The sequence below is a fragment of the Thermovibrio ruber genome (assembly GCF_055380895.1).
Genome location: NZ_AP042397.1, coordinates 838,116 through 863,220, shown reverse-complemented (window position 1 = coordinate 863,220; position 25,105 = coordinate 838,116). Strand labels below are relative to the sequence as shown.

Genomic DNA, 25,105 nt, shown 5'->3' with positions numbered 1-25,105 from the left:
TTCCACTTGAAGCTCTACTCCAGAATTAAGACAAGGCCTGAGGACTTTATAGTTGAAGAAATACCGAACCTTGAACCGAAAAACGAGGGAAGTTACCTCTTTTTGAGACTGAAGAAGAGGGACGTTTCAACCCTTGAGGCACTAAGGGTAATTTCAAGGTTTTTAAAAGTTCCACTAAAGGAGATCGGCTTTGCAGGGCTTAAGGACAGATACGCCGTTACGACTCAGTATTTGACAGTTCCGGAAAGCTACTCAATTTCAGATGCCTGTTTCAGGTTCTCCGGTAGGTGGGAGAGGGTTGATGCTTTAGACTGGAGTAGAGAGTCCGGTTTCTGTATAGAGGTTTTGGGGAAAGTTAACAGCCCTTTAACCTTAGGAGACCTTAAGGCAAACAGGTTCACTATAACCGTCAGAAACTTTGAGAAAAACCTGAGAGAGAGGTTCTACAGGAACTACGAGATCGTTAAGAGATACGGATTTCCCAATTACTTTGGAGAGCAGAGGTTTGGAAGCGTTAAGAGTAGAGACGATTTTGTTTTAAGGTATCTCCTTAAAGGGGACTACGAGGGAGCTCTCCGCAGCTACTTCTTCGGCAAGTCTACAATAGACTTCTGGGGAGATTGGAGAAGACTATACAGAACTCTTTCTCCGACCCTTGAAGAGTATGAAAAGGACTTAATTAAAGGGTTAATGAGGGGACTTACTCCCGAAAAGGCTTTCAGAATTCTTCCTAAAAATGTTCGCCTGATGTTTAACTTCGCATATCAGAGTTTTTTGTGGAACGAGATTTTAAGGGAATACGTAGAGGAGAAATACCCGTTTGTAAGGGTTCCCTTTATAAACAACTGGAAGCTGAGCTACTACTTGGAAGTTTACGATTTAGAGCACTTAAAAAGGCTTGAGATTCCCTACACAGGCCACAAGTTCCAGCCTCCAGACGACGTTTTGAGGAGAGCTCTCAAAAAGGTCTTTAAAAAGTATGGAGTTAAAGAGGAGTGGTTTGACAGGGAAGTCGGGGGAATGGTCGTTATGACAGACGGCCTCAGGAAGGCAGTTGTTTTCCCGGAAGGTTTTAAGGTTTTAGAGAAAACGAGGAGCCGGATAAAGCTTCAGTTTTCGCTTCCTTCCGGCTCCTACGCAACGGTTCTTCTCCGTTTTCTACTTAAAGGGTAGCGAGGATTGATTCTGCGCTGTCCTCTGCCATTAGGCAACTCTCTGCGAGGTCTTCCTTGGAGAGGTTTTTGAGGAATTCCGGTATCTCTACCGGCTCTTCGGAGGTGAGTTTGTCGCACTGTTTGAGGAGTTCCTTTGCTGCCACCTTTAATTTTCCTAATTTACTTGAGTTGTCAAGGATTCCGTTTATCACGTGTTCAGATACTCCTGCTTTTTCCAAGACTTCTTTTATCTCGTCGCCGATTTTCTGGTGAACGCTGTCAAGTATTCCAACCATAAAGGCTTCGTCATCGTGTTCAGGCATAAGTTTCTTTGAGAGCTCCCTCATTAAGTATGCAAACTTGAGAACTTGTTTAATTTCCTCTTTGCTGGCGTTTTTCAGGAATGATGAGGTTAGAAGAACGAAAACGTAGTCTTTTAGATTCCTGTATCCTAAGTAGGCAATAGCCTGAACGATTGACTTTATCTCCTTTCTCAGCCCAAAGTAGGGAGAGTTTATAAACTTTAGGAGTTTTGCAGAAAGGTTCGGATCCATACTTACTATCTGTGCAATTCTGTTGAGTTCCTCTCCCTCAAGAAGCGCGTTGATGAGCTTTAACATCACTTCCCTTTTAAGCTCTAACCTCTCTATTTCCGACATTTTCCCTCTCCTCCTTTTAGAGTATTTCCGCAAGTTTCAGAGCTTCTTCCTGAGATTCTAAACAACTTTCTATAACAATTTCCCTTTTTACATCGTTCTGAGATAGTTTAAGTTTTCTTTCCCCTTTTATTATCTTTTCACACCACGGGAAGAGCTTTTTAGCAAGTATTCTCAGTTTCCCTAAGGGAGATGAGCCGTTTCTCAATCCCTCAGTTATTGCCTTTGAAATACTTACACTTTCTAACTCTTTTAGGAGCTCTTCACCATATCTTTCAAAAGCGTGACTCAGTATTCCCACTAAAAAGGCATCTTCCACTAAGTTAAGTTTTGGAAAAACTCTCTTTGCAAGGGCTTTTGTTAGGTAGGCAAACTGGACTGATTTGAGGAGCTCTTCCTTATTAACATTTTTCAGAGTTGCAGATACTAAAAGGGCAAAAGCTATCTCTTTGAGTTTTCTGTAGCCGATGTAGGCTATGGCGTCTTCTACAGAGTGTATCTCCCTCCTTAAATTATAGTAAGCTGAGTTTACGAAAGTCAGTAATTTGGCCGTAAGGTTAGAGTCTGCAGATACTATCTTTGAGATGTTTTCAACCTCCTCTTCCCTCAGTATTGCCTCAATTAGCTTAAGAAGAACCGTCCTGCTTATCTCTCCCCTTTCCATTTTTAAACCCTTAAAATGGTGTAGTAAAAACCGTCTGTATTATCTCTGTGAGGGAAGACCCGGAGCTCCCCGCCCGTTACCCTCTCCCTTAAGGGGGGAGGAACTGCCTCAAACTCTGCCGGTTTAAAGCCGTTCGTAAGGGTGAACTCTCTGTTCTCCTCTCCCTCTTCCCTCTCTAAAGAGCAGACGCTGTAGAGGAGCAGGCCTCCGGGTTTTAAAAGGTCTTTTGCCGCTAAAAGGAGTTCCCTCTGAACTTTCTGGTTGTGTCTTATCAGCTCCATACTCTTGTTCCACTTTCCCTCAGGATGTCTTCTTATAACCCCCGTTGCACTGCAGGGAGCGTCTATCAGGATTTTATCAAAGCTTTTGTAGAACCTTGCCTTAAAGGAATCATCCTTTGAGATGTCGGTTACCACCGGTTCTACCTTTTTTACCCCCAAACGGCGGCAGTTTTCCTTTAAGAGCTCCATTCTCTTTTTGTTTACATCAACGGCGACAATTACTGCCCTGTTCTTTGTTAACGAGGCTATTGCAGTCGTTTTTCCCCCTGGGGCTGCTCCAACGTCTAAGATAAGCTCCCCTTCTTTCGGATTAAGAAAGTATGCAGCCAAGTAGGATGCAGGGTCTTGGACGTAGAAAAGACCCTCTTTAAAGCCGGGGAGCTCCTCAACAATCACCTTTCCTTTTACTCTAACCGTGTGGGGAATGAAGGGGTGGAGTTCTGCCTCTATCCCGCTTTCTTTAAAGAGCTTTAGGAGTTCTTCTGTCGTAGTTTTAATCAAGTTTACCCGAACAAACAGTGGAGGAACTCTGTTTAAAGACTCTAAGAGGGGAAGGAGCTCCTCTCCGTAGAAACTGTGCCACCTCTTAACCATCCAGGTTTCAAAGGAATAGAGAATTGAGACTCTCTCGTAGAAGTCTTTAATCTTTTCAACCTTTTCTTTACAGTTGAAACCGATTAACTTTTTGGAAACCGCGTTAACAAAACCTGCAAACTTCCTGCCGGCTAACCTCTTAACTGCCTCAACAGTTTCGTTAACGGCGGCATACTCTGGAACTCCTGTAAACATCAGCTGGTAGGCAATTAGCCTCAGGCCGTTTCTGACTGCACAGAGCTGTTTTTTCAGTCTCTTCCCCGTTGATTTCTCTACACAGAAGTCTAAAAGCCTAAGGTAGCGGATAGTTCCAGAGACGAGCTCCCTTATAAAGCCTCTGTCAACAGGTTTAAGTGGTTTTATCAATGGCTCTAAGTGTTCCCTCAGCTTCTTGTCGTTTTCAAAGGCACAGAGTACCTTAATAGCTATCTGTCTCGTCTTCCAGCCAGTCAACTTCGTCAAATACCTCCTCTCCTTTTAGAGCTCTCTCTACAAGCTCTGCAATTTCCTCAGGCGTTCTGTTGGTTGTATCTATGTGGGCAATTGGCGAGTTTGGGAAATTCTCAAAAACCTCTGTTGCTATAACTGCAACCCTTTCTGCTTCTGCGTTTTCCCTCAGTTTCTCTTCAGAATATCCCCTTGGCTTTAGCCTCTCAATGACGACTTCGGGCTTTGCCCTTAGAACGACTATCAGGTCGGACGGAACGTAGTGGGCAACAAGCCCTTCTGCTATGTAGTTTTCTTTGTTCTTAAAGAACTCAAAGAGCTTTTCAACATCTACGACGTAAGCGTTTTTCTCTCTGTCAAACTCGGTGTAGAGTTTCTTTTCCTTTATCAGCTCACTTAGGTTGTAAACGGGAATTCCCAGCCTTTCAGAGAGTATCCTTCCTACCGTGCTCTTTCCCGTTCCCGGCGTTCCAGTTATCGCAATTCTCAACTCATCACTCCAAAAGCTTTAGGATAAAATTAGAGCAAAATTTTCCTGGAGGCTCCTTTGCCAAAGAGGGAAGACCTTAAAAAGATTCTAATAATCGGTTCCGGTCCCATAAGGATAGGCCAGGCTGCTGAGTTTGACTACTCAGGAACTCAGGCCTGTAAAGCTTTAAAGGAAGAGGGTTATCAGGTCGTTTTAGTCAACTCAAATCCCGCAACGATCATGACAGACCCGGACATTGCAGACAGGACCTACATAGAGCCCTTAACCGTTGAGGTCCTTGAAAGGATAATTGAGAAAGAAAGGCCAGATGCACTCCTTCCAACGGTTGGCGGACAGACGGCTCTAAACCTTGCCGTGGAGCTCCACGAAGCAGGAATCTTAGAGAAATACGGAGTTGAGCTTATAGGAGCAAAGGTTGAGGCGATAAAGAAGGCCGAAGACAGGGAGCTCTTCAAAGAGGCGATGCTAAAAATAGGCTTAGACGTCCCAAGAAGTGGTCTTGCCCACTCACTTGAAGAAGCAATGGAAGTTCTTGACTACGTTGGTCTTCCGGCAATCATAAGACCGGCGTTTACCCTTGGCGGAGAGGGTGGAGGCGTTGCCTACAATAGGGAGGAGTTCAAGGAGATAGTAAAACGGGGGTTAGACGCCTCTCCGATAAACGAAGTCCTCATTGAGGAGAGCGTTTTAGGGTGGAAGGAGTTTGAGCTTGAGGTTATGAGGGACCTCAAGGACAACGTTGTAATCATCTGCTCAATAGAGAACTTTGACCCTATGGGAGTTCACACGGGAGACTCTATAACCGTAGCTCCTGCTCAAACCCTCACAGACAAGGAATACCAGCTGCTCCGTGATGCCGCAATAGCAATAATAAGGGAGATTGGAGTAGAGACTGGAGGCTCAAACGTCCAGTTTGCCGTTAACCCAGAAAACGGAAGAATAATCGTTATTGAGATGAACCCAAGGGTTTCCCGCTCGTCTGCTCTTGCATCAAAAGCTACGGGCTTCCCCATTGCGAAGATTGCTGCTAAGTTGGCTGTTGGCTACACGTTAGACGAGCTTCCAAACGACATTACAAAGAAAACTCCTGCCTCATTTGAGCCTGCAATAGACTACTGCGTCGTTAAGTTCCCAAGATGGGCCTTTGAGAAGTTCCCAGAGGCAGACCCGACCCTCACGACCCGTATGAAGTCCGTCGGCGAGGTGATGGCAATAGGAAGGACTTTTAAGGAAGCCCTGAATAAGGCCATAAGGTCTTTAGAGATAGGCCGTTACGGTTTAACTATGAAAGGAGTTTCAGAGCTCTCAGACGAGGAGCTTGAGTCAAAGATTGCCGTTCCGAACGCCGACAGGGTCTGGTACATAGCAGAGACATTCAGACGGAAATGGGATTTAGACAGGCTCTACGACCTTTCAAAAATAGACAGGTGGTTTCTCAACAACATCAGGCAGTTAGTTGAGTTGGAAGAGGAACTTAAGAAACACACGATTGATACAGTCCCGTTGGAGCTCCTCAAATGGGCTAAAAAGTGGGGCTTTTCAGATAGAGAGATTGCCAACCTCTTGGGAACTGACGAGCTAAAAGTTAGAGAAAAGAGGAAGGAGGTTTCACCAGTCCTCTACAAAACCGTTGACACCTGTGCCGGAGAGTTTGAGGCTTACACCCCCTACTACTACTCAACCTACGACGGAAGGGAATGTGAGGCAAACCCAAGTAATAAAGAGAAGGTTATCGTTTTCGGTTCAGGCCCCAACCGGATAGGTCAGGGTATAGAGTTTGACTACTGCTGCGTTCACTCTGTTTGGGCACTGAGGGAGTTAGGATACGAAGCCCACATGGTTAACTGTAACCCCGAAACTGTTTCAACCGACTACGACACATCAGACAAGCTCTTCTTTGAGCCCTTAACCTTTGAGGATGCACTGAACATCGTTGAGAAAGAAAAGCCTGTAGGAGTTGTTGTTCAGTTCGGAGGACAGACTCCTCTGAAACTCTCAGTCCCACTTGAAAAGGCCGGAGTAAGAATTCTCGGAACATCGTCTGAAAGCATTGACATAGCCGAAGACAGGGAGAGGTTCAGAGAGCTCCTCAACAAACTAAACCTAAAACAGCCCCCTTCCGGAATTGCCCGCTCACTTGAAGAGGCCGAGAAGATTGCCGAGGAGATAGGTTTTCCAGTTCTCATGAGGCCTTCATACGTTTTAGGCGGAAGGGCTATGAGGATCGTCTACTCAATGGAGGAGCTCCGCCAGTACATGGCAGAAGCCGTTGAAGTTTCTGAGGAGAAGCCCGTTCTCATAGACAAGTTCCTTGAAGACGCCGTTGAGTTTGACGTAGACGCCGTTGCAGACGGAGAGGAAGTTGTAATCGGCGGCGTTATGGAACACATAGAGGAGGCCGGAATCCACTCGGGAGACAGCGCCTGCGTCCTTCCAACCTTCTCAGTTCCGAAGGAGATTGTTGAAAAAATAAAGGAGATAACCCGGAAAATCGCCCTTGAGCTAAAGGTTAAAGGCCTCATAAACATCCAGTTTGCCGTTAAGGACGGAGAGATTTACATCATTGAAGTAAACCCAAGGGCGTCAAGAACCGTTCCGTTCGTCAGTAAGGCAACGGGAATTCCACTTGCAAAAGTTGCGACAAAAATTGCAATGGGTAAAAAACTTAAAGAGCTTGGCGTTAAAGAGGTAGAGCCTAAATACTACTCTGTTAAAGAGGCAGTCTTCCCGTTTGACCGCTTCCCGGAAGTTGACCCGATTTTAGGCCCCGAGATGAAGTCAACCGGCGAGGTTATGGGAATAGATAAAGATTTGGGAATAGCTTTCTACAAGGCTCAGCTTGCTGCCGGTTCAAGGCTTCCGTTAGACCCGTCTTGCGGGAAAGTCTTTATAAGCGTTAAGGACAAGGATAAACCTAAGATTTACTTAATTGCAAAGAAACTTGCCGACATGGGCTTCAAAATCGTCTCAACTGAGGGAACTTACAAGTTTTTAAAGGAAAATGGAGTTCCCGTTGAGCTCGTCTACAAGATTCAAGAGGGAAGGCGTCCCAACGTTGAAGACCTAATTAAGAATGGGGAAGTATGCCTCATAATCAACACTCCAACGGGAACGAAGTCCAAGAAAGACGCCTACAGTATAAGAAGACTTGCCGTTAACTACAAAATTCCCTACTACACGACGGTTAGAGGAGCTCAAGCAGCCGTAATGGCAATAGAGTCTATGAGGAGGTCAAGCTTAGACGTTAAACCACTTCAAGAATACTACGGAGGGAAGTAATGGCCGACGAAAAAAAAGAGCAGAATCAACAACAGCCTCAGGCAATAGTTGGGAGTATGCCCTACAGGGTTTCTATGGCAGAAGTTGATGCCTACGGCGTTATGTATTACTCAAGGTTCTTTGAGCTCTTTGAGAGGGGAAGGACGGAGCTCTTCAGAGCCCTCGGAATAGAGTACAGACAGATTCTCCAGCAGAAGCAGATTCTAATGCCTGTAGTTGAAGCAGCCTGCCGCTACATTGCACCCATTGTCTACGACGACCTCATAACCCTTGAAACGGCAATAACCAACATCGGAACGAGGGGAATCAGGTTTGACTACAGGATTTTAAGGGACGACGTAGTTCTGGCAGTTGGCTTTACTCAGCACATATTCATTGATCCACAGGGAAGGCCTGTTTCTTTCGGTAAAGAGGTTGTAGAGCTCCTCAAGTCTAAAGGCATAATAAAAGACGCACAGTTTGTTGAGGAGCCGCAGGAGGAGCAGCAGCCGTCTCAGGAGGGGATCACCGACAAGCTGAAAAAACTAATAACGGAAAGGGTAGAAAGAAACGACGGCGGAACGACAAATTAAACTTAAAAGTTCAAATTTCGGGGGGAGCTCCCCCTTTCACACCGCTTTGACCTTGATATTGAAGATGAAGAGCTTGAAAAGGAAACCCTTGAAAAACTACACGATAACTATGGAATTACAGGAGAGCTTATTCTTACAAAAGATTATAGACTTATTTAGATAATGCAGCTATTAATCCAATTACTTTAGATGAAACAAAAAATCTTCCAGTAAAAGGCAAATATTCTATTCCAGAGCTTAACATCTATGATGTTTCTTTTTATTGAAACTTTAAAGGAAAATCTTGGAAGCATATCCTAAAGGTACTAAAGGTATACTCCCGGAGTATTTAAAGAAAATGTCACAATCCTGAGTCATCTATTGTTTTTGCTTTCTCTTCTAATTTTTCTTTTTCTACTTTTTGAGATAATTTCAAATCAGCATAAAAAATGATAAAATAAGCTAATTCCTTCAAGTCTTCATATTTCGTTTTGCATGATAGCTCTATTCTTTTTCCATTTTTTATAGCTGTCCTATCAATATCCATACTAAAAACATTTATGAATTTTAAATTATATTTTTTCTCAAGTTTTAATTGCACAGTATTAACTAAATCTTCGCATTCTGATGGGTCAAGACCAGCTTTAACTCCCATTATTGCAGCTACAAGTTTTGATTTCGGAGTAATAAGCACGCCGTAAATATCTATAAAATTAACTTTCTTTGGTGGATCTATTGATACTATTTCATCTCTTTGATTTATTACTTTTAATTTTTCTAAAGGCGTTCCAAATTTAATTCCAAAGGCTCCGGTTATGTCTTCTGAAAAACTATAAGTTGAAAAAGCAAAAATTAGTAACATGGTTAATATTGTTTTTTTCATGGCTACCCTCCATCACAGTTTATTTAAATTTATGCGAGTTCGGAAATAAAAAAGAACCTCCAGATTAAGGTAAGGTTGTGTCAATAATTTTGTGTAAGCCATTTAGGAGTACCTCCTGAGGAACATTTCCTGAATCTCCTCTCTGGCTTCTAAAAAGCCATTCACTACCCTGTTGGACCACCTATCATTAAGCATTGCTACCCTAAGGTAAACAAACTTCTCAACAGCACTAACCGACGGTAAATCTCCTATTACCTTAACCCTCTTCCTTATCTCCTTTATCGTCCTTTCTATTGTATCATTCTCTGTATAGACTCAAGATACTTGAGAAAAGTAAGGTCTGCTAAAATCTTCTGTAGTTCCATTTTTGCCTCCTGGGGTTGGTATTTGTGGGGTGTTCCCCAGGAGGTTATCCCATTTCTCAAGCTTACACAAAATATCGTACACTATCAAAATTGAAATTTTGGAGGTAGATCTGACAATATTTGAAAGATACTTTTACTTTAAAGAGTTTATCTGGAAGCCGGGTTTAGATAGGATAAAAGGGGCTATTGAGGAGTTTGGAGGAAAAGACTACCCTTCTGTTATTGTTGCAGGAACGAACGGGAAGGGTTCGGTTTCTCATTTAATAAGTGAAGCTTTGGTCAGAAACGGTCTGAAAGTTGGTCTTTTTACCTCTCCCCACCTTTACAGGTTTAACGAGAGGATTAAGGTTAACTTTAAAGAGGTTAAGACAGAAAAGTTAGACGAGGCTTTCGGTTCCGTTCTTCTGCTGATAGAGAAGTTTGAGCTTACCTACTTTGAGGCCTCTCTCCTTCTGGCTCTTGAGGTTTTTAAGAGGGAAAACGTTGACGCTGCAGTTTTTGAGGTTGGACTCGGGGGGAGGTTTGACGCAACAAACGTTCTTAACCATCAGGTTGCGGTTTTAACGACTGTTTCTTTAGATCACACGAACTACCTTGGGAGCTCCCTCTCCGAAATCGCAAAAGAAAAGGCAGAGGTTTTTAGGGGCGTTCCTTTCGGTGTTGTTGGAGAGGTCGGCAGTGAGGTTTTGGAACGGGTTGAGGAGGTTTTTGACGGGGAGCTCCACCTCTACGACAGGGATTTCTGGGTAGACGGCGTCAGGGTTTCTGTTTCAGGGACGTCTTTCTACTACATGGGTTCTGTTCCCGTTAAGACTGCACTTATCGGAGAGCATCAGGCAGTTAATGCTTCCGTTGCTATTAGAGCTTCTCAGCTTTTATATGAAAGGTTGTTTGGGAAACACTTTTTAATTCCTAAAGAGTTTACTGTAAAACTTCCCGGCCGGTTTGAGGTTTTAAAGGAGGTTCCGCCGGTTATCTTTGATGTTGCCCACAACGAGGGAGCTCTTAAGAAGCTCTTTGAGACCGCTAAAGGCTTGGGGATTTTAGGGGACGTTTACTACTCAGGGCTTAAAGATAAGGAGCAGATGAAAAACTTAAAAATAGTTTCTGAGTATTTAAAGGAGAGCTCCGGCACCCTCTACCTTCTTCAGATAGAAAATGAAAGGGCTGAAAGCGTTTATGCTCTGAAAAAAATTGCCGCCGAGAGTGGTATTGAGAAAGTGGAAATTCTTGATAGAGTGAGGGTTAGTGACATTGAAAGGCCTTCTATCATTACCGGTTCTTTCTACGTAGGAGGTCTTGTTGAGAGAAGTTGAGTTCAGCTGGAAGAGGAACAGACCAGAGGATTTCATAGTTAAAGAGATCTCTGAAATTCCAGTAGATTCCTCGGGGAAATACTACTTATACCTTCTTGCAAAGAGAAATTTAACTACAAAAGAGGTTTGTAAATGGCTTAACCTCTCTTATGCCGGATTGAAGGACAAGTTTGCTTTAACTTTTCAGAAAGTTTCATCTGAGGAGTTTTTGGGAGACTTTTTAAGGGAAAACGTTAATAGTGAGAGCTGGTTTATTCTGAAATTTTTGGGAAAAACGAGGAAAAAACTAAAAATAGGTCAGCTGAAAGGAAACAAGTTTGCCGTTAACGTTTCAGGATTTGAGGTAAAAGAGGTTCCGGCCTTTATCAACTACTACGACGTTCAGAGGATTTCGGGAAACTGGAGGAGGGGAAGGGAGCTCCTTTTTAAACTCTCCGAAAAACCTAAGAAGAGGCTCAGCTGGACTCAAAACTTCCTCTTAGACTCTTACCTCTCTTATCTTTGGAACAGGAGCTTGGAGCTCTACCTAAAAGAGAGGTTTTCTGGCTACTACGTTTTAGATGGAGAGGAGAAGTTTTTCATTCCGGAAAGATTTAGTGTTGATGAGCTCCCCAAATTTTGGACGATACTGGGTTACAAGAAGAAACTCCTTGACTCAGATGAGTTATACAGACAAGTTCTAAGAGAAGAGGGATTGGGCTTAGAGGAGCTTTTGGAACTCTTGAGGTTTCTCAGAATAAAGGGTGACTACAGGATGACTTACGTTATTCCCCGTGAGGTCAAGAAAAACAGTAACTACCTCTTTTTCTTCCTGCCGAAAGGAAGTTTTGCTACTATGTTCTTAAAGCACGCCTTTATTTGAGGTTCCAGATGGCGAGTTTAAAGGGCCTTATCTCCCCCTGTCGGCTCTGCCCGAGGAACTGTATGGCTAAACGTTCTGAAGGGGAATTAGGCTTTTGCAGAGTAACCGATAGGCCAATGGTTTCCTCTTTTGGCCCCCACTTTGGAGAGGAGCCTGTTTTGGTAGGGTGGAGCGGTTCGGGAACTATTTTCTTTACAGGGTGTAACTTGGGGTGTGTCTTCTGTCAGAACTACCAGATCTCCCACCTGATGGAAGGGGAGTATATAACTACCGAGGAGCTCTCGGAGATTATGCTCTACCTTCAGAAAAGGGGCTGTCACAATATAAACCTTGTCACTCCAACTCACCAGGTTACGCAGATCTTTGAAGCCGTTGAAGTTGCAAAGAGTAAAGGGTTAACACTTCCCATTGTCTACAACTGTGGTGGTTACGAGAGCGTTCAGGTTCTAAAGGAGTTAGAAGGGCTTGTTGACATATACATGCCGGATGTAAAGACTTTCAGCAGAGAGTTTGCAACCAAATACCTGAAAGCTCCCGACTACCCAGAGGTTGTAAAAGAGGCGGTGTTGGAAATGCACAGACAAGTGGGGCACCTGAAGGTTAACGAGTACGGCCTTGCCCAAAGGGGGTTAATCGTCCGCCACCTGGTAATGCCGAACTGGACTGAAGACAGTAAAGAAGTTCTAAGGTGGATTGCCGAAAACTTGGGAAGTGAGACCTACGTCAACGTTATGGACCAGTATTACCCTTACTACAAGGCCTGTGACTATCCAGAGATATGCAGAAGGGTAACTGATAAAGAATTCAATACCGTTTATAATTATGCGAAGAGTTTTGGTTTAAAGCTTGCTGTTTAGGGGAAATCATGAAAAAGGTTATTGTTTGTGGTCCTTACAACGCTGGGAAAACCTCTTTTGTGAGGAACGTTAATCGGCACGAGTTTTTGGGAACAGAGGAGCCTGAGATTAATCCTGTCTCTTTCAAAGAGATGGGCACAACTACAACTGTTGGAGTTGAAGTTAACTTCTTAAAACACCAGGATAAGGAAGTAATGTTTATAGGTGTTCCCGGCCAACCCAAGTTTGACTTTATCTGGGAAATTGTGGGAAATCGTTTTGATGCTTTGCTCTTTCTCATTCCATCATTTTCAACCTTAAGGGATGCTAAGCTTTATGTAGACTTTTTTTCACAGTTTAACTCTTACAGAGAGGCTTTTAAGCTTCTTGTTGTCACTTATCCTCATAGGGTGAATCAGGATAAGTTGTTCGCTTTTAAGTCTTTAGGACTTCCAGTGGTAGTTCTTGACCCTACAGATGAGAAATCTGTAAGGAAGCTTGCGTTGGAGGTTGCAGCAAAAATTTAGGGAGAGATAATGTTCTGGATTTTTGGCAGGAGGGACGATAAGGCAAGGAACCTGAGGGAGCTCCTTGAAAAGAAAAGCTCTGAGATTGAAACAACAGCTTGGATATCAACGGCTATTTTTACCTCAGACGGCCTTAAGGTTTTCCTGAAGAAGAAGAGCCACAACTACGAAGTAGAGAAAATATTTCCTTATGCCATTAAGCTCTTTCAGACGGCACAGAAGTTCCACGACAAGGCCCATCCCGGCTTAAAAGTTGGAGGTTTTGAACCGCCAAGACTCCTTTTTTACCAGATGGACACCCGAGAGGTGGTTTTTGTTATGAAGGGCTTCTCTGAAAGGCTTAACTTCTTTCTCATCTACGTTGCAGATCCGGAGCTCTCTCCGCACTTTTCAATAGATAAGACGGTAAAGAGACTTCACTCTTGGCTTTACAGAACTTCTAAACTAATTGATGAAGTAATTACAGAGAGAGAGGTGAAATGACTTTTCAGGAGCTCCTTCTTAACCTTATGGGAACGCGTACCAGCAGGAAGCTGAAAGTTATTGCAGATGATTGGGAGGGGGAGCTCCTTATAAAGGGTGACGAAATAATAAGGGTAGAAGTTCATAACGATGAAGAACTTTTTGGAATGGATGCCCTAAAGTTTATGCTTAACGAGCAGGAAAACATAGACCGGATAGAGTTTTTGCCTTACCAAAACGCTGAATCTAACGTTAGAGTTGGCCAAATGGACTTGTTCTTGCTTATTCAGGAAGAGTCTCCAGATGTTCAGGAGGAAGTTTCTCAGGAAAAGTTTGAAGAATTTTTTGTTCCTGAACTTGAAAAGAAAGAGAAGGCAGAGGAAGATTTAGAGGAAACTCCCGGGAGGTTTTTAGAGGTCTGCAAGAAGTATTTTAAGCAAGAAAACTTGAAGTTGGTTTACTGTAAAGGTAGGCTTGAGTTCTCCTCACTTAACTCTCCAGAGGACGCACTAAGCCTTATAGAAAACCTTGTTCAGAAAGTTAGAAATGAAGATCCCTGCGGCGTAAAAAAGATTTTGCTTAAGTTCAACAGAGCCTTCTGTCTCATCCTTATTTCAGGCGGAACTTTCGGAGCCGTAGCTGCCGATATAGAGGAGTATCCCAACTACGAACTCGACCAGCCCTTTATAGAGGATGAGCTGTCTGAAGCTCTCTTAAGTTAAGCTTGAATTTAATGAGGATTACAGTTTTTGAGTTTTGCAGCCTTATAAGAGAAACCTGGAATGAGATTTACTAGGTAGTTTCAGATAGGTGTTAAAATTATTTTTGTGGAGGTAGGACATGGCCAGTAAGAGAGAGAGGCTTGAACAGATACTTTCAGACCTTACGGACGCAATGGGCTCAGATATGTTAGGAGCCCTTATAGCAACCCCCGACGGTCAGGTAGTTGTCTCAATGATAATGAAGGGGCACTTGAGTGCTGAGAAGCTTGCTGCAATGGCCGCTGCTGTTGTAGGAACCTCTGATAGGCTCTCAAAGGTTGTTGACGCTGGAGATTTCCAGGACGCCCTTATTAGGTGTTCAAAGGAGAACATTCTCTCCAGACGGGCTGGAAGAAGGGCAATTCTGGTCTGCGTTATTAAGTCAGATGCTAATATAGGACTTTTAAACATAGAGGTTGAGGACGCCATAGAGAGAATAATCTCCGTTTTAGGTTCTTAACCCTACGACTGTTGGGGTAACTTCAACTATCATGTAGGCAGCGGTGTTTTTAAAGTGTGGTTTTGCCGCAGGGAACTCCCCCTTAAGCTACTACAAGAGCTTTGTTAAAACCGAGGAGCAGGTTAAAGAAGCTGCACTCTCTATTGAGTTGGCGTCAGTATTTCAGCAGGTTACGGCAATTTTCGGCAGGTTTTTAACTGCTGTTAAAGTGGTAAAGCGAGTAACGGATTTGATGTTCTGGTAAACGTCGGAGGAGACCTTAGTAGAGAAAAGAAGGTTGTTCAGTTAAAGATACCTACAAGCCTGTTTGATCTTCTTCAGACACCTGCACTCAGGAAAGCCCTTGCAGGGAGAAGTATTTCAGATTGTGATCTTCTCCTTGCAAGGGGAAGGTTGGGACTACCCGGTTCGGGAGTTTCTACCCTTGCCTAATCAGAAAATATCGTTAAGTATAGACTGGACGGGAGAATCCTCGTGGAGTAAGTCTATGCCGCACTTTAGGTTCTCTAAGAACTCAAGGGCGTCTTTAACGTGTTCCTGAGGGATAATTGAACCGTGCTGTGGAACTATTGCCTTTATGGGAAAAGGTCTAATTTTCTCTACAAAATACCTGAGAGCTCTGTTTGACGCCATGTAGTAGACGTGGAAATACATCATCTCTGTTTTGTGTCTTTCCCAGTCTGAGACGATAAGCTCCCACTTCTGCTGAATTGCGGCGAATATGTCTCCTGAGAAAAGGAGCTCCGCCCTTGAATCGTAGGTTACGAAGGCGTCGGGGAAATGGAGAAACGGAGAACTTAGAAACAGCAGGTGGCTTTTGTCTCCCAATTGGAGCATTGTATCGTCTAAGGAACTTACATCTAACCAGTTTACGCTGTTTCTGTCAAAACCGTAGTAAGGTAGCAGGACTTTCGTTCTTGGAGTTGTAACTATGGTGATTTCGGGGTTTATCTCAAGCCACTTTGGAATTGAGCCTGCAACGTCTGGGTCTTGGTGGTGGGAAACGATGTAATTAACCTCTTTTGGGTCTATGAGCTGTGAAACTCTCTCCTTTACCTGTTCAAAGTGCTGAATTCCCCCAGGGTCTAAGAGAACGTTTACCGCGTTTGAGGAAATGAGGTAGGCGTTACACCTGAAGATAAAGTTTTCAGAGCTCCCTACCCATGCTACCCTGTGTTCACTATCCTCGTAGAGAATAACTGGTTTGTTAAGGTCAAAGTTCCCAGCCTTTAGCTCTTCTATTTTAAGTCCCATACTTACCTCTCCCTTAGTTTACTTTGAGAGCTTTTGAGCATACTCGTGGAGTTTATACCTTGTAAATCCAAGGTTTGCGTCACTGTGAAGGATTGCTAACTGGTAGAGCTCCTCGTTGTAGAAGATTCTTATTAGCATAAAAAGTTCTGTTGTACTCATGAGTATCTCTTTCGGCATTCCAACGGAGTACTCTCCAAGTGCTCTGTAAATTTTCAAGTACTCGTTTACGATATTTTTCACGTTATCAAGGATCTTTTCCGTCTCGTCTCCATAGGCTGCAATAACGTCTCCGTTGAACCTAACGGCAGCGTAGCCAACTATAAAGGGAATCTCCTCTTTTGCTTTTTCTTCAATACCCATGTTCTCCTCCGTAATTTAAATTTTATGACTATACAGTTTCTATTATACGGAGTTTAGTATGTTAAAGATAGATAGGGAAGTTATTTTAGCCCCTATGGCAGGTTATACCCATTCGGCCTTCAGGTACCTCTGTAGAAAGCTTGGGGCAGATAGAGTCTACTCAGAGCTTATGAACGCAACTGGGATAATCCACAGAGGAGAAGAGTTAGAACTTGCTTACTTTACAGACGAGGAAAGGCCTATCCACCTTCAGCTCTACGGTAGAAACCCTGAAGAGATTGCAGAAGCTGCCGTGAAAATGGTTGAGAAGTATAAACCTGAGGCGATAGACATAAACTTCGGCTGTTCCGTTAAAAAAGTTCTAAAAGCAAAGGCTGCCGGTTACCTCCTTCAGTTTCCGAAAGAAATGGGAAGAATTGTAGAGGAGACCGTTAAAGCTCTGAAACCTTATAACACTCCAGTTTCAGTTAAGATAAGGTTAGGTTTTTACGAGGACAACTTGGAAGAGATTGCAGAGAACCTTTTAAGTGCCGGCATTTCTGCAATAGCTCTCCATCCAAGGACTGCCAAACAGGGATTTTCCGGAATGGCAAACTGGAAGAGGGTAAAGGATTTAAAGAGAATGGCTGGAAGCGTTCCGATTATCGGTAGCGGAGATATAAGGGGCTGGAGGGAGGTGGATGTAAAGTTTGAGGAGACCGGCTGTGACGGTGTTATGATAGGTAGAGCAGCCGTTTCTAACCCCTGGATATTTAAGGAGTACAAGGAGAAGAGGGACTACAGCCCTTTAGTTTCGGAGAGAGTTGACTTTATCTTGAGGGAGCTCTCCCTAATGTGGGAGTTTTTTGAGAAGGAAAAGGCCTGCAAGGCTATAAAGGCTCAGATAAGCCAGATATTTAAAGGAGTTAGAGGTAGGGCGAGGCTTAACGATGCCGTTATGAGGAGTAAGAGCTGCGAGGAGCTCCTTGAGAACCTCATAAAAATAAAGCTGGAATACGCCGAAGAAGAAAAATAACTTTAAAACCGAGTAACAGGGTTTTAGAGGTTTTTTTGAGGTCTGAAATCGTTATTCCTAACCGAGTTCAGGCAATTGAACCTGCCGTTGAGTTTGTAAGGAGCTGGGGTTTAAAGGTCGGTCTTCCGCCACAGAAGGCCAACGAGCTCGCCCTGTGTGCCGATGAAGTAATTACGGACGTGGTCTCAACCCTCATTCTCTCTGTTCAGAACTTTATAGACACTGCAGAGATTGTAGTTAAGATTTTTGACAGGATAAGTAAGAAGAGGAAAGGGTAAGTTGAATGTGGAGCTCCTTGGAGATTTTAACTACGAAAGAGTGCTGAAACTGAGGGAGCTCCTTAAAGAAGGTGAAGAACTAATTCTTAACCTGAAAAACTCCCGATTTGTTGACACAGAGGCCGTTGACTTCCTCTACAACTTAAAACTAAAAGGAAGAAGTTACAGGCTCTTTAACCGACCGGAGCTCCTTGAAAGAGTCTGCTCAATTTTGGGCGTAGAGGTTTAGTTTTTCATTCGGACTTCCCCTTCTGTCATAAATTCTAATCCCTTCCGTTGTTAATTTATCAGAAAATTTGGCTCCTCTGCCCCTTTACAACTTCCTATCCTTCTGCTAAATTTCCACTTGCCTTTTGCCACCGGTGAAACGAAATTGGAGGTAGAGATGCCCATAGATAAGGACGTAGTTCAAGAAATCGTTAAGAAGTATGGTTTCCACGACAAGGATACCGGTTCTCCGGAAGTTCAGATTGCCATTTTGACCGAAAGAATTAAGAACCTAACAGCTCACTTTAAAGAGCACAAGCACGACAACTACAACAAGAGAGCTCTCCTAAGGTTAGTCGGTAGAAGGAAGAAACTCCTAAAGTATCTTAGAGAAAAAGACTTTAACAGGTATCAGAACATCGTTCTTAAGCTCGGTTTAAGGAAGTAAAAGGCGTTTTAGGGGGGGAGCTCCCCCTTTCCCCATCTTAACCTCTGTTAATTTCTGCTTATTATGTCCTGTTTACTTTTCATTTCCGATAGGTTCTTGTCAAGGTTTTTAAACAGCTCTTCACTTGAAGTTGTGTATACTCCTTGAAACGGGTTTCCTCTAACTTTAAATATATTTTCAAAGAAAACTTCTGTGCATTCCTCTACCTTGTGCTATTATCCGTCAATAAGTTAACGGGTGAAAAACAGATATCGGAGGTAAAAATGCCCATTTCAGAAGTTGCAGTAGAGGTTGGCGGCCGGTCTATGAGGTTCCAGACCGGAAAGGTTGCAAAACAGGCCGACGGTTCTGTAGTAGTTTCCCAGGGCGACACTATGGTTTTGGTTACTGCAGTTATGAGCGATGAGCCAAGGGAGGACATTGACTTCTTCCCTCTCTTGGTTGAGTATAGAGAGAGGGCTTACGCTGCCGGTAAGATTCCCGGAGGTTTCATAAAGAGGGAGGGAAAACCGACAGACGAAGAGGTTTTAAAGTCAAGGGTGACCGACCGTTCAATCAGGCCGATATTCCCGAAAGGTTTTAAGAACGACGTTCAGGTTATTGCCTTTGTTATCTCTGCCGACCAAGAGAACGACCCTGCAGTTTTGGCAATCAACGGAGCATCTGCTGCCCTTCATATATCGAGGATTCCCTTTGAAAAGCCGGTTGGGGCTGTCAGGGTTGCAAGGGTTGAAGGGAAGTTGGTTATAAACCCGTCCTATGAGGAGCAGCAGAAGGCCGATATAAACTTAATCGTCTCTGGAACGGAAGATGCCGTAGTTATGGTTGAGGGTGGAGCTCAAGAAGTTCCTGAGGAGGAAGTCCTTGATGCTATTCTCTTTGCCCACGAGGAGATTAAGAAGATAGTCAAAGCTCAAGAGGAGCTTCGCCAGCTCGCAGGTAAGCCGAAGTACGAGTTCATTGCTCCTTCACTAAGCGAAGAGGCAAAGGAGAAGATTAAGAATTGGGTCTTTGAGAGGATTGAGCCGATTATAACCATTCCAGATAAGCACGAGAGGAGGGAGAAGTTAAGGGAGCTCCGGGAGCTTATGCTCATAGATCTTAACATTCCTGAGGAGGAGCACCACCTCGCAAAGGAGGCCTTTGCAGAGGCCGAGAAAGAGTTTGTAAGGAAGATGGTTCTTGATAGGGGCGTAAGGATTGACGGAAGGAAGCCTGACGAGATAAGGCCGATTTCCGTAGAGGTTGGCGTTCTTCCGAGGGCCCACGGCTCTGCCCTCTTTACGAGGGGACAGACTCAGGCGTTGGTTACAACAACCCTCGGAACGCCTGAGGAGTATCAGTTAGTAGAAGGTTTAATGCCTGAGGAGCAAAAAAGGTTCATGCTCCACTACAACTTCCCTCCCTTCTGCGTAGGTGAGATTTCCCCGATGAGAGGCCCTGGAAGGAGGGAGATTGGACACGGAGCACTTGCAGAGAGAGCTCTCACTCCAGTAATTCCGCCGGAGGAGGAGTTCCCCTACGTAATCAGAGTGGTTTCTGATATTCTTGAGTCAAACGGTTCCTCTTCTATGGCAACGGTCTGTGGCGGTTCACTTTCCTTAATGGACGCCGGAGTTCCCATAAAGGCTCAAGTTGCAGGTATAGCGATGGGTCTCATTATGGAAGGAGACAGGTTCGTCGTTCTCTCAGACATTCTTGGAGACGAAGACCACCTTGGAGACATGGACTTTAAGGTTGCCGGAACCAGAAAAGGCGTAACTGCAATTCAGATGGACTTAAAGGTTAAGGGAATAAGCAGAGACGTCCTCTCAAAAGCCCTTGAACAGGCAAGGCAGGGGAGGCTCTACATCTTAGACAAGATGGATGCCGTTATCAGTAAGCCGAGGGAAGAGGTATCACCTTACGCTCCGAGAATCGTTACAACACACATTGAACCAGAAAAGACCAGAGACCTAATAGGGCCGGGGGGTAAGACGATTAAGACGATAATAGACAAGGCGGGAGTGAAGATAACGATTAAAGAGGATGGAACCGTTTTAGTTTCAGCTCCAAGTGAAGAGGCTGCAGCTCAGGCCCTTAAGATGATTGAGGACGTTACAAAAGACCTTGAGGTAGGAAACACCTACCTTGGAAAGGTTACAAGGGTGGAGAACTACGGAGCCTTTGTTGAGCTTGCCCCGGGAAAAGTTGGCTTAATTCACATATCTAAGCTTCCTCCAGAAGTTAGAGAGAATATCTTTGAGCACATTAAAGTTTCAGACGTTATTCCGGTTAAAATCGTTGAGTTTGACCAACTCGGTAGGCCGAAGCTCAGCCGCATAGACGTTACTCCAGAGGAGGAAAGGAAGCTCCGCCAGCAGGGAGGATTCTACGCTCAGCCAGAGGGAAGCAATGAGTAACTGGGCCTTAGGCTGGGTCTACGGCAGGGGAACGGTAATTGATTTTGAGGACAGATTCTTAGACGTTGCGGTAAAGATTCAGCAGGCTTTAGGTGGAAGGCTTGAAAACTGGCTCAGCAGGAAGGTCTTCCGCCTTATCTTGGACTCCACATCACTACCTGAGCCTACAGTTGATATTGACTTCGTCAGGGGTCTATTTGAGTCAAACGGAGTTTGGGGAAACAGAAGTCTCTTTATCCCTGCTCCCGAAAAGGTTAAGAGTGAGCTTAGGGAGTTCCTAAGGCCCTTTTCCCCAAAGGAGGCAGAAGACGGTTTCTTTGTAGTGGGAGCTCCTGCCGACCTTCTCCTTCACCTATTCTACGACGAGGAGACTGAGGAGAGGTCTGAGTTCTACTTTGAGAGGTTTTTAAGCTACTTAACCGGCAGGGAGTGGGAGAGAAAGGCTTTTAGGTTCTCTTTAGAAGAGGGAGCTCTTCCCCCCTTTAAGAAAAGGGTTTCAGACAGCGGTTTTGACCTATACCTGGTTAAACTTTTAAAGGTTGATGGAAACGTTTACTTCTTTGACACCGGCGTCAGGGTAGCCCCACCTCCGGGTTTCTACTTTGACCTTGTTCCCCGCTCCTCTATCTACAAGAGCGGCTTTGTCCTTGCAAACTCCGTCGGAATAATTGACATGACCTACAGGGGAACGATAAAGGTTCCTCTTGTTAAAGTTAACCCTGAAAAGGAAGTGCCGGAGCTCCCCTGGAGGGCAGTTCAGCTAATTCCACGCCGCTTCTTTCCCATTGAGGCGGAACAGGTTGAGAGTTTGGAGGAAACGATAAGAGGAGAAGGAGGTTTCGGCAGCACAGGATAGGAGGAATCCTTGATACCCATAAAAGACCTAAACCCGAGCCGTTCAACTCCCGTTGTAACAATTCTCATAATAGTAGCCTGCACTCTTATTTTTATCTACGAACTCATCCTTCCACCTACTTATCGGGAGATTTTCATAAGAATGTTTGCAGTTATTCCCTACGAAATAATGCACGGCATTGATTTACCCCCTCCTGACCCTTTAACACCTTACGGAAACTTGGTTTCTTACCAGTACCTTCACGGAGGACTTTTCCACATATTTGGAAACATGCTCTTTTTGTGGGTTTTCGGAGATAACGTTGAAGACAGATTAGGGAAGTTAAAGTATTTTCTCTTCTACACCTTCTGTGGAGTTGTAGCTGCTCTTGTTCAATCGGTTGTTTCTCCTCAGTCAACTATTCCCCTAATAGGAGCTTCCGGAGCAATCAGCGGAGTTCTTGGAGCCTACCTTGTTCTCTTCCCGAGAGCACAAATAGTAACGCTAATCTTCATTTTCTTCTTTGTTGACGTTATTGTTCTACCGGCGGTTCTCTGGATAGGCATTTGGTTCCTTATGCAGTTTGTAAGTGCGCTTGTCTCTATTAACCACCTGTCAATGGGCGGGGTAGCTTGGTTCGCCCACATAGGAGGTTTTCTGACAGGAGTTCTGTTAACAAAACTCTTGATTTCGGGTAGGGAGAGTAAAGAGGAGTTTATTTAAGTCAAAAGATAGCCGATGACCAAGTTTACTTAAGCGTTATAATAGGTAAGATTACCGTGTCTATTGACAAAAGATTGCAGTTAGAAATAGTTTTAAGCTGAACCCTAACCGGAGGTTGGAATTGACAAGGAGCAAGGAAAAGCTCTACATATTTGACACTACTTTAAGGGACGGTGAACAGACGCCGGGAGTTAACTTAACAGTAGATGAGAAAGTTCAGATAGCAAAGCAGCTTGAGAAGTTGGGAGTTGACGTTATTGAGGCCGGTTTTGCAATAAGCTCTCCTGCCGACTTTGAAGCAATTAAGAGAATTGCAGGAGAGGTTAAGAAATCAACTGTTTGTTCACTTGCAAGGGCAAAAGAGGAAGACATAAAAGCGGCTTGGGAAGCCCTTAAAGAGGGAAACAGGGTAAGAATTCACACGTTTATAGCAACGTCTGACATTCACCTCCGGTATAAACTGAAAATGAGCCGTGATGAGGCTTTAAAGAGGGCTGTTTGGGCAGTTAAGTTTGCAAGGGAGATTATGGGAGAGAAGGCAGAAGTTGAGTTTTCAGCTGAAGATGCCGGTAGAACAGACCTTAAATACCTGTGTGACGTTATTGAAGCAGTTATTGAGGCCGGATCCGACGTAGTTAACATTCCCGATACCGTTGGTTATGCTATTCCAGACGAGTGGTATGAAAAGATAAGCTACATCATGGAAAACGTAAAAAATGTTGATAGAGCAGTTATTAGTGTTCACTGTCACAACGACCTCGGCCTTGCAACTGCAAACTCACTTATGGCAGTTATGGCGGGAGCAAGACAGGTTGAGTGCACAATAAACGGCCTTGGAGAGAGGGCAGGAAATGCAGCCCTTGAAGAAATTGTTATGGCCGTTAAAGTTCGTTCAGACCACTTTCCGGTTTATACAGACGTTGATACAACTCAGATATATAGAACTTCTCAGCTTGTGAGCCGGCTTACCGGAGTTCTTATCTCTAAAACGAAACCTATTGTTGGTGATAACGCCTTTGCCCACGAGTCCGGTATTCACCAGCATGGAGTTCTTGCCTGCAGGGAAACTTATGAGATTATGAAGCCTGAGGACATTGGCCTTAAGGAATCAAAAATTGTTCTCGGAAAACACTCCGGAAGGCACGCCTTTAGGAAAAAGCTTGAAGAGATGGGAGTGGAGCTCTCCGATGAGCAGTTTGAAGAGGCCTTTAGAAAGTTTAAAGAGCTTGCCTCAAGGAAGAAGGAGATATACGACGTTGACATAGAGCTCCTCATTGAAGGCCTTGAAGGAACGAGAGAGAGAAACTACGAGCTCCTCTACAACCAAGCGGTTAGCGGTGAAGGAATTATTCCGTCGGCTACTGTAAAGATAAAAACGCCGGAGGGAGAGAAACTTGGGCTGGCCGTTGGTAATGGCCCCGTTGATGCTACTTATAGAGCCATAAAGAACGCTCTTGGTATAGGAGATGAGGTTAACCTTAAAGACTTCAAAATAAGAGCTTTAACTGCCGGAACCGATGCTCAGGCAGAGGTTTACGTAACCTTAGAGGGGGACGGTTTTAGAGTCAGTGGAAGGGGAGTTGACCCCGATATAGTAAGAGCTTCTGCCCTTGCCTTCTTAGAGGCTTTAGACAGACTTGAGAGAAGAAAGAACAAGAAGAAAGGAATTTAATTTTGGGGCTTTTGCCCCTTTACTCTTCTATTTTGGAATAAATGAGGTTGTTGAGAACCTGTTTATCTACTCGGCATTTATTAGTGTCTTCTTTTTTATCTTTGTCTTGGCTTATACGCTTAAAGCTTCTAAAGACTATAGGGCTCTTGAAGAGTATGCTAAGTCTCTTTCACAGGGTAAATTACAGATAAACTTAGAAGGAGTTTAATTCTGTCTTAGGAGCTCCTGAGGAAAAAGGAGAGAAGGATAAGTTAAATAAAGCCCCCAAAGGGGGCTTTATTGTTATAGGTGTTTCTGGATATACTCTATTGCATCTCCAACAGTTTGAATCTTTTCAGCGTCTTCATCTGGAATTTCAATTCCAAACTCTTCCTCTAAAGCCATAACGAGCTCAACCGTGTCAAGGGAATCTGCTCCAAGGTCTTCTACGAATGAAGCCTCAGGTGTTATCTCGTCTGGGTCAACTCCGAGCCTATCGGCTATGATCTCTTTTACTTTTTGCTCAATGTTTTCCATTTTTTACCTCCCTGTGGTTTTATAGCCAACTGGAATTATAAGCAACCTCTTAGAAAAGTCCACCGTTTACGTGAATTGTAGTTCCTGTAATGTATGAGGCCATGTTTGAGGCCAAGAACAAACATACGTCTGCAACCTCTCTTGGCTCACCTTCTCTCTTCAGGGGAATAGACTTTATGAGCTCTTCCTTTATCTTTTCGGGTATTGTCTTTGTCATGTCTGTTGTGATGTATCCCGGAGCTACGGCAACAACTCTTATGTTTCTTCCTCCGAGTTCTTTTGCCAGTGATTTTGTGAACCCTATTAGGGCAGACTTCGTCGCAGAGTAGTTGACTTGGCCAACGTTCCCTGTAAATCCGACGACTGAAGAGATGTTTATGATTACTCCTTTACGTTTTTTCACCATTGCAGGAACAACGGCTCTTGTTACATTGTAAACGCCGTTGAGGTTCGTATTGATGACGGCGTCCCAGTCTTCGTCTTTCATCCTGAGAAACAGTGTATCCTTCGTTATTCCTGCGTTGTTTATCAGAATGTCAATCTTTCCTTCCTTCTCAATTATTTCGTTAACTACGCGTTTTACCTCTTCTCTGTCTGTTACGTCCATTTTTACGCCGTTTACGCCAAGCTCCTTTGCAGCGGCCTCTGTTCTTTCTCTGTTTGTTCCCGTTATGTAAACGGTAGCTCCAGCGCCTTTAAAGGCTTCTGCTATGGCTCTTCCTATTCCTCTCGTTCCTCCTGTAATTAAAACTACTGCACCTTTTAGCTCTTTAAACACACTGTCCTCCTTTCCGATTTTTTAAATTA

Annotated in this window: 30 protein-coding genes; 21 read left to right on the top strand and 9 right to left on the bottom strand. The window is 44.1% G+C overall.

Annotation, left to right across the window (positions count from 1 at the left end):
* Window positions 1–6: 6 nt before the first annotated feature.
* The gene (gene truD / locus ACZ424_RS04570; RefSeq protein ID WP_464903825.1) at window positions 7–1,173 is read left to right on the top strand and encodes a tRNA pseudouridine(13) synthase TruD; all 1,167 of its coding nucleotides are present in this window, start codon (window positions 7–9) and stop codon (window positions 1,171–1,173) included.
* Here truD (ACZ424_RS04570) and ACZ424_RS04565 read toward each other — a convergent pair.
* Genes ACZ424_RS04565 through ACZ424_RS04550 form a run of 4 tightly spaced genes read right to left on the bottom strand, consistent with a single transcriptional unit; the run spans window position 1,163 to window position 4,286 of the window.
* Window positions 1,163–1,813, bottom strand: coding sequence for an HDOD domain-containing protein (locus tag ACZ424_RS04565; RefSeq protein ID WP_464903824.1), 651 nt, complete (start codon window positions 1,811–1,813; stop codon window positions 1,163–1,165). The genes truD (ACZ424_RS04570) and ACZ424_RS04565 overlap by 11 nt on opposite strands.
* A 16-nt stretch (window positions 1,814–1,829) precedes the next feature.
* The gene (locus ACZ424_RS04560; protein WP_464903823.1) at window positions 1,830–2,474 is read right to left on the bottom strand and encodes an HDOD domain-containing protein; all 645 of its coding nucleotides are present in this window, start codon (window positions 2,472–2,474) and stop codon (window positions 1,830–1,832) included.
* A 2-nt stretch (window positions 2,475–2,476) separates the two neighbouring features.
* Window positions 2,477–3,811 carry a 16S rRNA (cytosine(967)-C(5))-methyltransferase RsmB gene (gene rsmB, locus ACZ424_RS04555; RefSeq protein ID WP_464903822.1) on the bottom strand — a complete coding sequence of 445 codons (1,335 nt, stop codon included), beginning with the start codon at window positions 3,809–3,811 and terminating at the stop codon, window positions 2,477–2,479.
* A complete protein-coding gene (locus tag ACZ424_RS04550) occupies window positions 3,768–4,286 on the bottom strand; it encodes an adenylate kinase family protein (protein WP_464903821.1) in 519 nt (172 codons plus the stop codon). Before ACZ424_RS04550 ends, rsmB begins: the two co-directional genes overlap by 44 nt.
* A gap of 57 nt (window positions 4,287–4,343) precedes the next feature.
* Here ACZ424_RS04550 and carB point away from each other — a divergent pair, with 57 nt between their 5' ends.
* Together carB and ACZ424_RS04540 are read left to right on the top strand one after the other, a co-directional pair.
* Entirely contained in the window at window positions 4,344–7,565 is a 3,222-nt protein-coding gene (carB, locus tag ACZ424_RS04545) for a carbamoyl-phosphate synthase large subunit (RefSeq protein ID WP_464903820.1), read from the top strand.
* Window positions 7,565–8,137: an acyl-CoA thioesterase gene (locus ACZ424_RS04540; RefSeq protein ID WP_464903819.1), complete on the top strand. Its 573-nt coding sequence runs from the start codon at window positions 7,565–7,567 to the stop codon at window positions 8,135–8,137. Before carB ends, ACZ424_RS04540 begins: the two co-directional genes overlap by 1 nt.
* A gap of 340 nt (window positions 8,138–8,477) precedes the next feature.
* Here ACZ424_RS04540 and ACZ424_RS04535 read toward each other — a convergent pair whose 3' ends face one another.
* A complete protein-coding gene (locus ACZ424_RS04535; RefSeq protein WP_464903818.1) occupies window positions 8,478–8,999 on the bottom strand; it encodes a hypothetical protein in 522 nt (173 codons plus the stop codon).
* A 463-nt stretch (window positions 9,000–9,462) separates the two neighbouring features.
* Between ACZ424_RS04535 and ACZ424_RS04530 the strand changes: the two genes are divergently transcribed.
* The 9 genes from ACZ424_RS04530 (at window position 9,463) to ACZ424_RS04490 (ending at window position 15,020) form a co-directional block, all read left to right on the top strand.
* The gene (locus ACZ424_RS04530; protein ID WP_464903817.1) at window positions 9,463–10,680 is read left to right on the top strand and encodes a bifunctional folylpolyglutamate synthase/dihydrofolate synthase; all 1,218 of its coding nucleotides are present in this window, start codon (window positions 9,463–9,465) and stop codon (window positions 10,678–10,680) included.
* Entirely contained in the window at window positions 10,667–11,542 is an 876-nt protein-coding gene (gene truD / locus ACZ424_RS04525) for a tRNA pseudouridine(13) synthase TruD (RefSeq protein ID WP_464903816.1), read from the top strand. The genes ACZ424_RS04530 and truD (ACZ424_RS04525) overlap by 14 nt, the downstream gene beginning before the upstream one ends.
* Window positions 11,543–11,550: 8 nt before the next feature.
* Window positions 11,551–12,399, top strand: a complete 849-nt coding sequence (locus tag ACZ424_RS04520; RefSeq protein WP_464903815.1) for a radical SAM protein — start codon at window positions 11,551–11,553, stop codon at window positions 12,397–12,399.
* Between the two features lie 8 nt (window positions 12,400–12,407).
* Window positions 12,408–12,905, top strand: coding sequence for a hypothetical protein (locus ACZ424_RS04515; protein ID WP_464903814.1), 498 nt, complete (start codon window positions 12,408–12,410; stop codon window positions 12,903–12,905).
* 9 nt (window positions 12,906–12,914) lie between these two features.
* Window positions 12,915–13,388, top strand: coding sequence for a hypothetical protein (locus ACZ424_RS04510; RefSeq protein ID WP_464903813.1), 474 nt, complete (start codon window positions 12,915–12,917; stop codon window positions 13,386–13,388).
* The gene (locus tag ACZ424_RS04505) at window positions 13,385–14,089 is read left to right on the top strand and encodes a hypothetical protein (protein WP_464903812.1); all 705 of its coding nucleotides are present in this window, start codon (window positions 13,385–13,387) and stop codon (window positions 14,087–14,089) included. The genes ACZ424_RS04510 and ACZ424_RS04505 overlap by 4 nt, the downstream gene beginning before the upstream one ends.
* A 118-nt stretch (window positions 14,090–14,207) precedes the next feature.
* Entirely contained in the window at window positions 14,208–14,588 is a 381-nt protein-coding gene (locus tag ACZ424_RS04500; RefSeq protein WP_464903811.1) for a roadblock/LC7 domain-containing protein, read from the top strand.
* Window positions 14,589–14,631: 43 nt separating this feature from the next.
* The gene (locus tag ACZ424_RS04495; protein WP_464903810.1) at window positions 14,632–14,832 is read left to right on the top strand and encodes a hypothetical protein; all 201 of its coding nucleotides are present in this window, start codon (window positions 14,632–14,634) and stop codon (window positions 14,830–14,832) included.
* Complete coding sequence (locus ACZ424_RS04490) at window positions 14,826–15,020, top strand: FeGP cofactor biosynthesis guanylyltransferase HcgB family protein (RefSeq protein WP_464905210.1); 195 nt, start codon at window positions 14,826–14,828, stop codon at window positions 15,018–15,020. The genes ACZ424_RS04495 and ACZ424_RS04490 overlap by 7 nt, the downstream gene beginning before the upstream one ends.
* On the opposite strand, the gene ACZ424_RS04485 is transcribed toward ACZ424_RS04490, so the two are convergent.
* Window positions 15,021–15,842 (bottom strand): oxygen-binding di-iron domain-containing protein, encoded by an 822-nt coding sequence (locus ACZ424_RS04485; RefSeq protein ID WP_464903809.1) that lies wholly within the window; start codon window positions 15,840–15,842, stop codon window positions 15,021–15,023.
* Between the two features lie 18 nt (window positions 15,843–15,860).
* Window positions 15,861–16,202, bottom strand: a complete 342-nt coding sequence (locus tag ACZ424_RS04480; RefSeq protein ID WP_464903808.1) for a hypothetical protein — start codon at window positions 16,200–16,202, stop codon at window positions 15,861–15,863.
* Between the two features lie 58 nt (window positions 16,203–16,260).
* On the opposite strand from ACZ424_RS04480, the gene ACZ424_RS04475 reads away from it, so the two are divergent.
* The 9 genes from ACZ424_RS04475 to ACZ424_RS04435 all read left to right on the top strand — a co-directional run bounded on the left by ACZ424_RS04475 (window position 16,261) and on the right by ACZ424_RS04435 (window position 23,990).
* Window positions 16,261–17,217, top strand: coding sequence for a tRNA dihydrouridine synthase (locus ACZ424_RS04475; RefSeq protein WP_464903807.1), 957 nt, complete (start codon window positions 16,261–16,263; stop codon window positions 17,215–17,217).
* Between the two features lie 35 nt (window positions 17,218–17,252).
* Window positions 17,253–17,495, top strand: a complete 243-nt coding sequence (locus ACZ424_RS04470; protein WP_464903806.1) for a hypothetical protein — start codon at window positions 17,253–17,255, stop codon at window positions 17,493–17,495.
* A gap of 1 nt (window position 17,496) precedes the next feature.
* Entirely contained in the window at window positions 17,497–17,724 is a 228-nt protein-coding gene (locus ACZ424_RS04465) for a hypothetical protein (RefSeq protein ID WP_464903805.1), read from the top strand.
* A 156-nt stretch (window positions 17,725–17,880) separates the two neighbouring features.
* The gene (rpsO, locus tag ACZ424_RS04460) at window positions 17,881–18,150 is read left to right on the top strand and encodes a 30S ribosomal protein S15 (RefSeq protein WP_464903804.1); all 270 of its coding nucleotides are present in this window, start codon (window positions 17,881–17,883) and stop codon (window positions 18,148–18,150) included.
* Between the two features lie 263 nt (window positions 18,151–18,413).
* Window positions 18,414–20,552 carry a polyribonucleotide nucleotidyltransferase gene (locus ACZ424_RS04455; RefSeq protein WP_464903803.1) on the top strand — a complete coding sequence of 713 codons (2,139 nt, stop codon included), beginning with the start codon at window positions 18,414–18,416 and terminating at the stop codon, window positions 20,550–20,552.
* Entirely contained in the window at window positions 20,545–21,408 is an 864-nt protein-coding gene (locus ACZ424_RS04450; RefSeq protein WP_464903802.1) for a dUTP diphosphatase, read from the top strand. Before ACZ424_RS04455 ends, ACZ424_RS04450 begins: the two co-directional genes overlap by 8 nt.
* Before the next feature lie 9 nt (window positions 21,409–21,417).
* On the top strand, window positions 21,418–22,110 hold the full coding sequence (locus ACZ424_RS04445; RefSeq protein ID WP_464903801.1) for a rhomboid family intramembrane serine protease: 693 nt from the start codon (window positions 21,418–21,420) through the stop codon (window positions 22,108–22,110).
* 121 nt (window positions 22,111–22,231) lie between these two features.
* Window positions 22,232–23,782: a 2-isopropylmalate synthase gene (locus ACZ424_RS04440; protein WP_464903800.1), complete on the top strand. Its 1,551-nt coding sequence runs from the start codon at window positions 22,232–22,234 to the stop codon at window positions 23,780–23,782.
* Window positions 23,748–23,990, top strand: a complete 243-nt coding sequence (locus tag ACZ424_RS04435; protein WP_464903799.1) for a hypothetical protein — start codon at window positions 23,748–23,750, stop codon at window positions 23,988–23,990. Before ACZ424_RS04440 ends, ACZ424_RS04435 begins: the two co-directional genes overlap by 35 nt.
* 74 nt (window positions 23,991–24,064) lie before the next feature.
* On the opposite strand, the gene acpP is transcribed toward ACZ424_RS04435, so the two are convergent.
* Together acpP and fabG are read right to left on the bottom strand one after the other, a co-directional pair.
* Window positions 24,065–24,298, bottom strand: coding sequence for an acyl carrier protein (gene acpP, locus ACZ424_RS04430; protein WP_464903798.1), 234 nt, complete (start codon window positions 24,296–24,298; stop codon window positions 24,065–24,067).
* A gap of 49 nt (window positions 24,299–24,347) precedes the next feature.
* Window positions 24,348–25,076 (bottom strand): 3-oxoacyl-[acyl-carrier-protein] reductase, encoded by a 729-nt coding sequence (gene fabG / locus ACZ424_RS04425; RefSeq protein WP_464903797.1) that lies wholly within the window; start codon window positions 25,074–25,076, stop codon window positions 24,348–24,350.
* Between the last annotated feature and the right edge of the window lie 29 nt (window positions 25,077–25,105).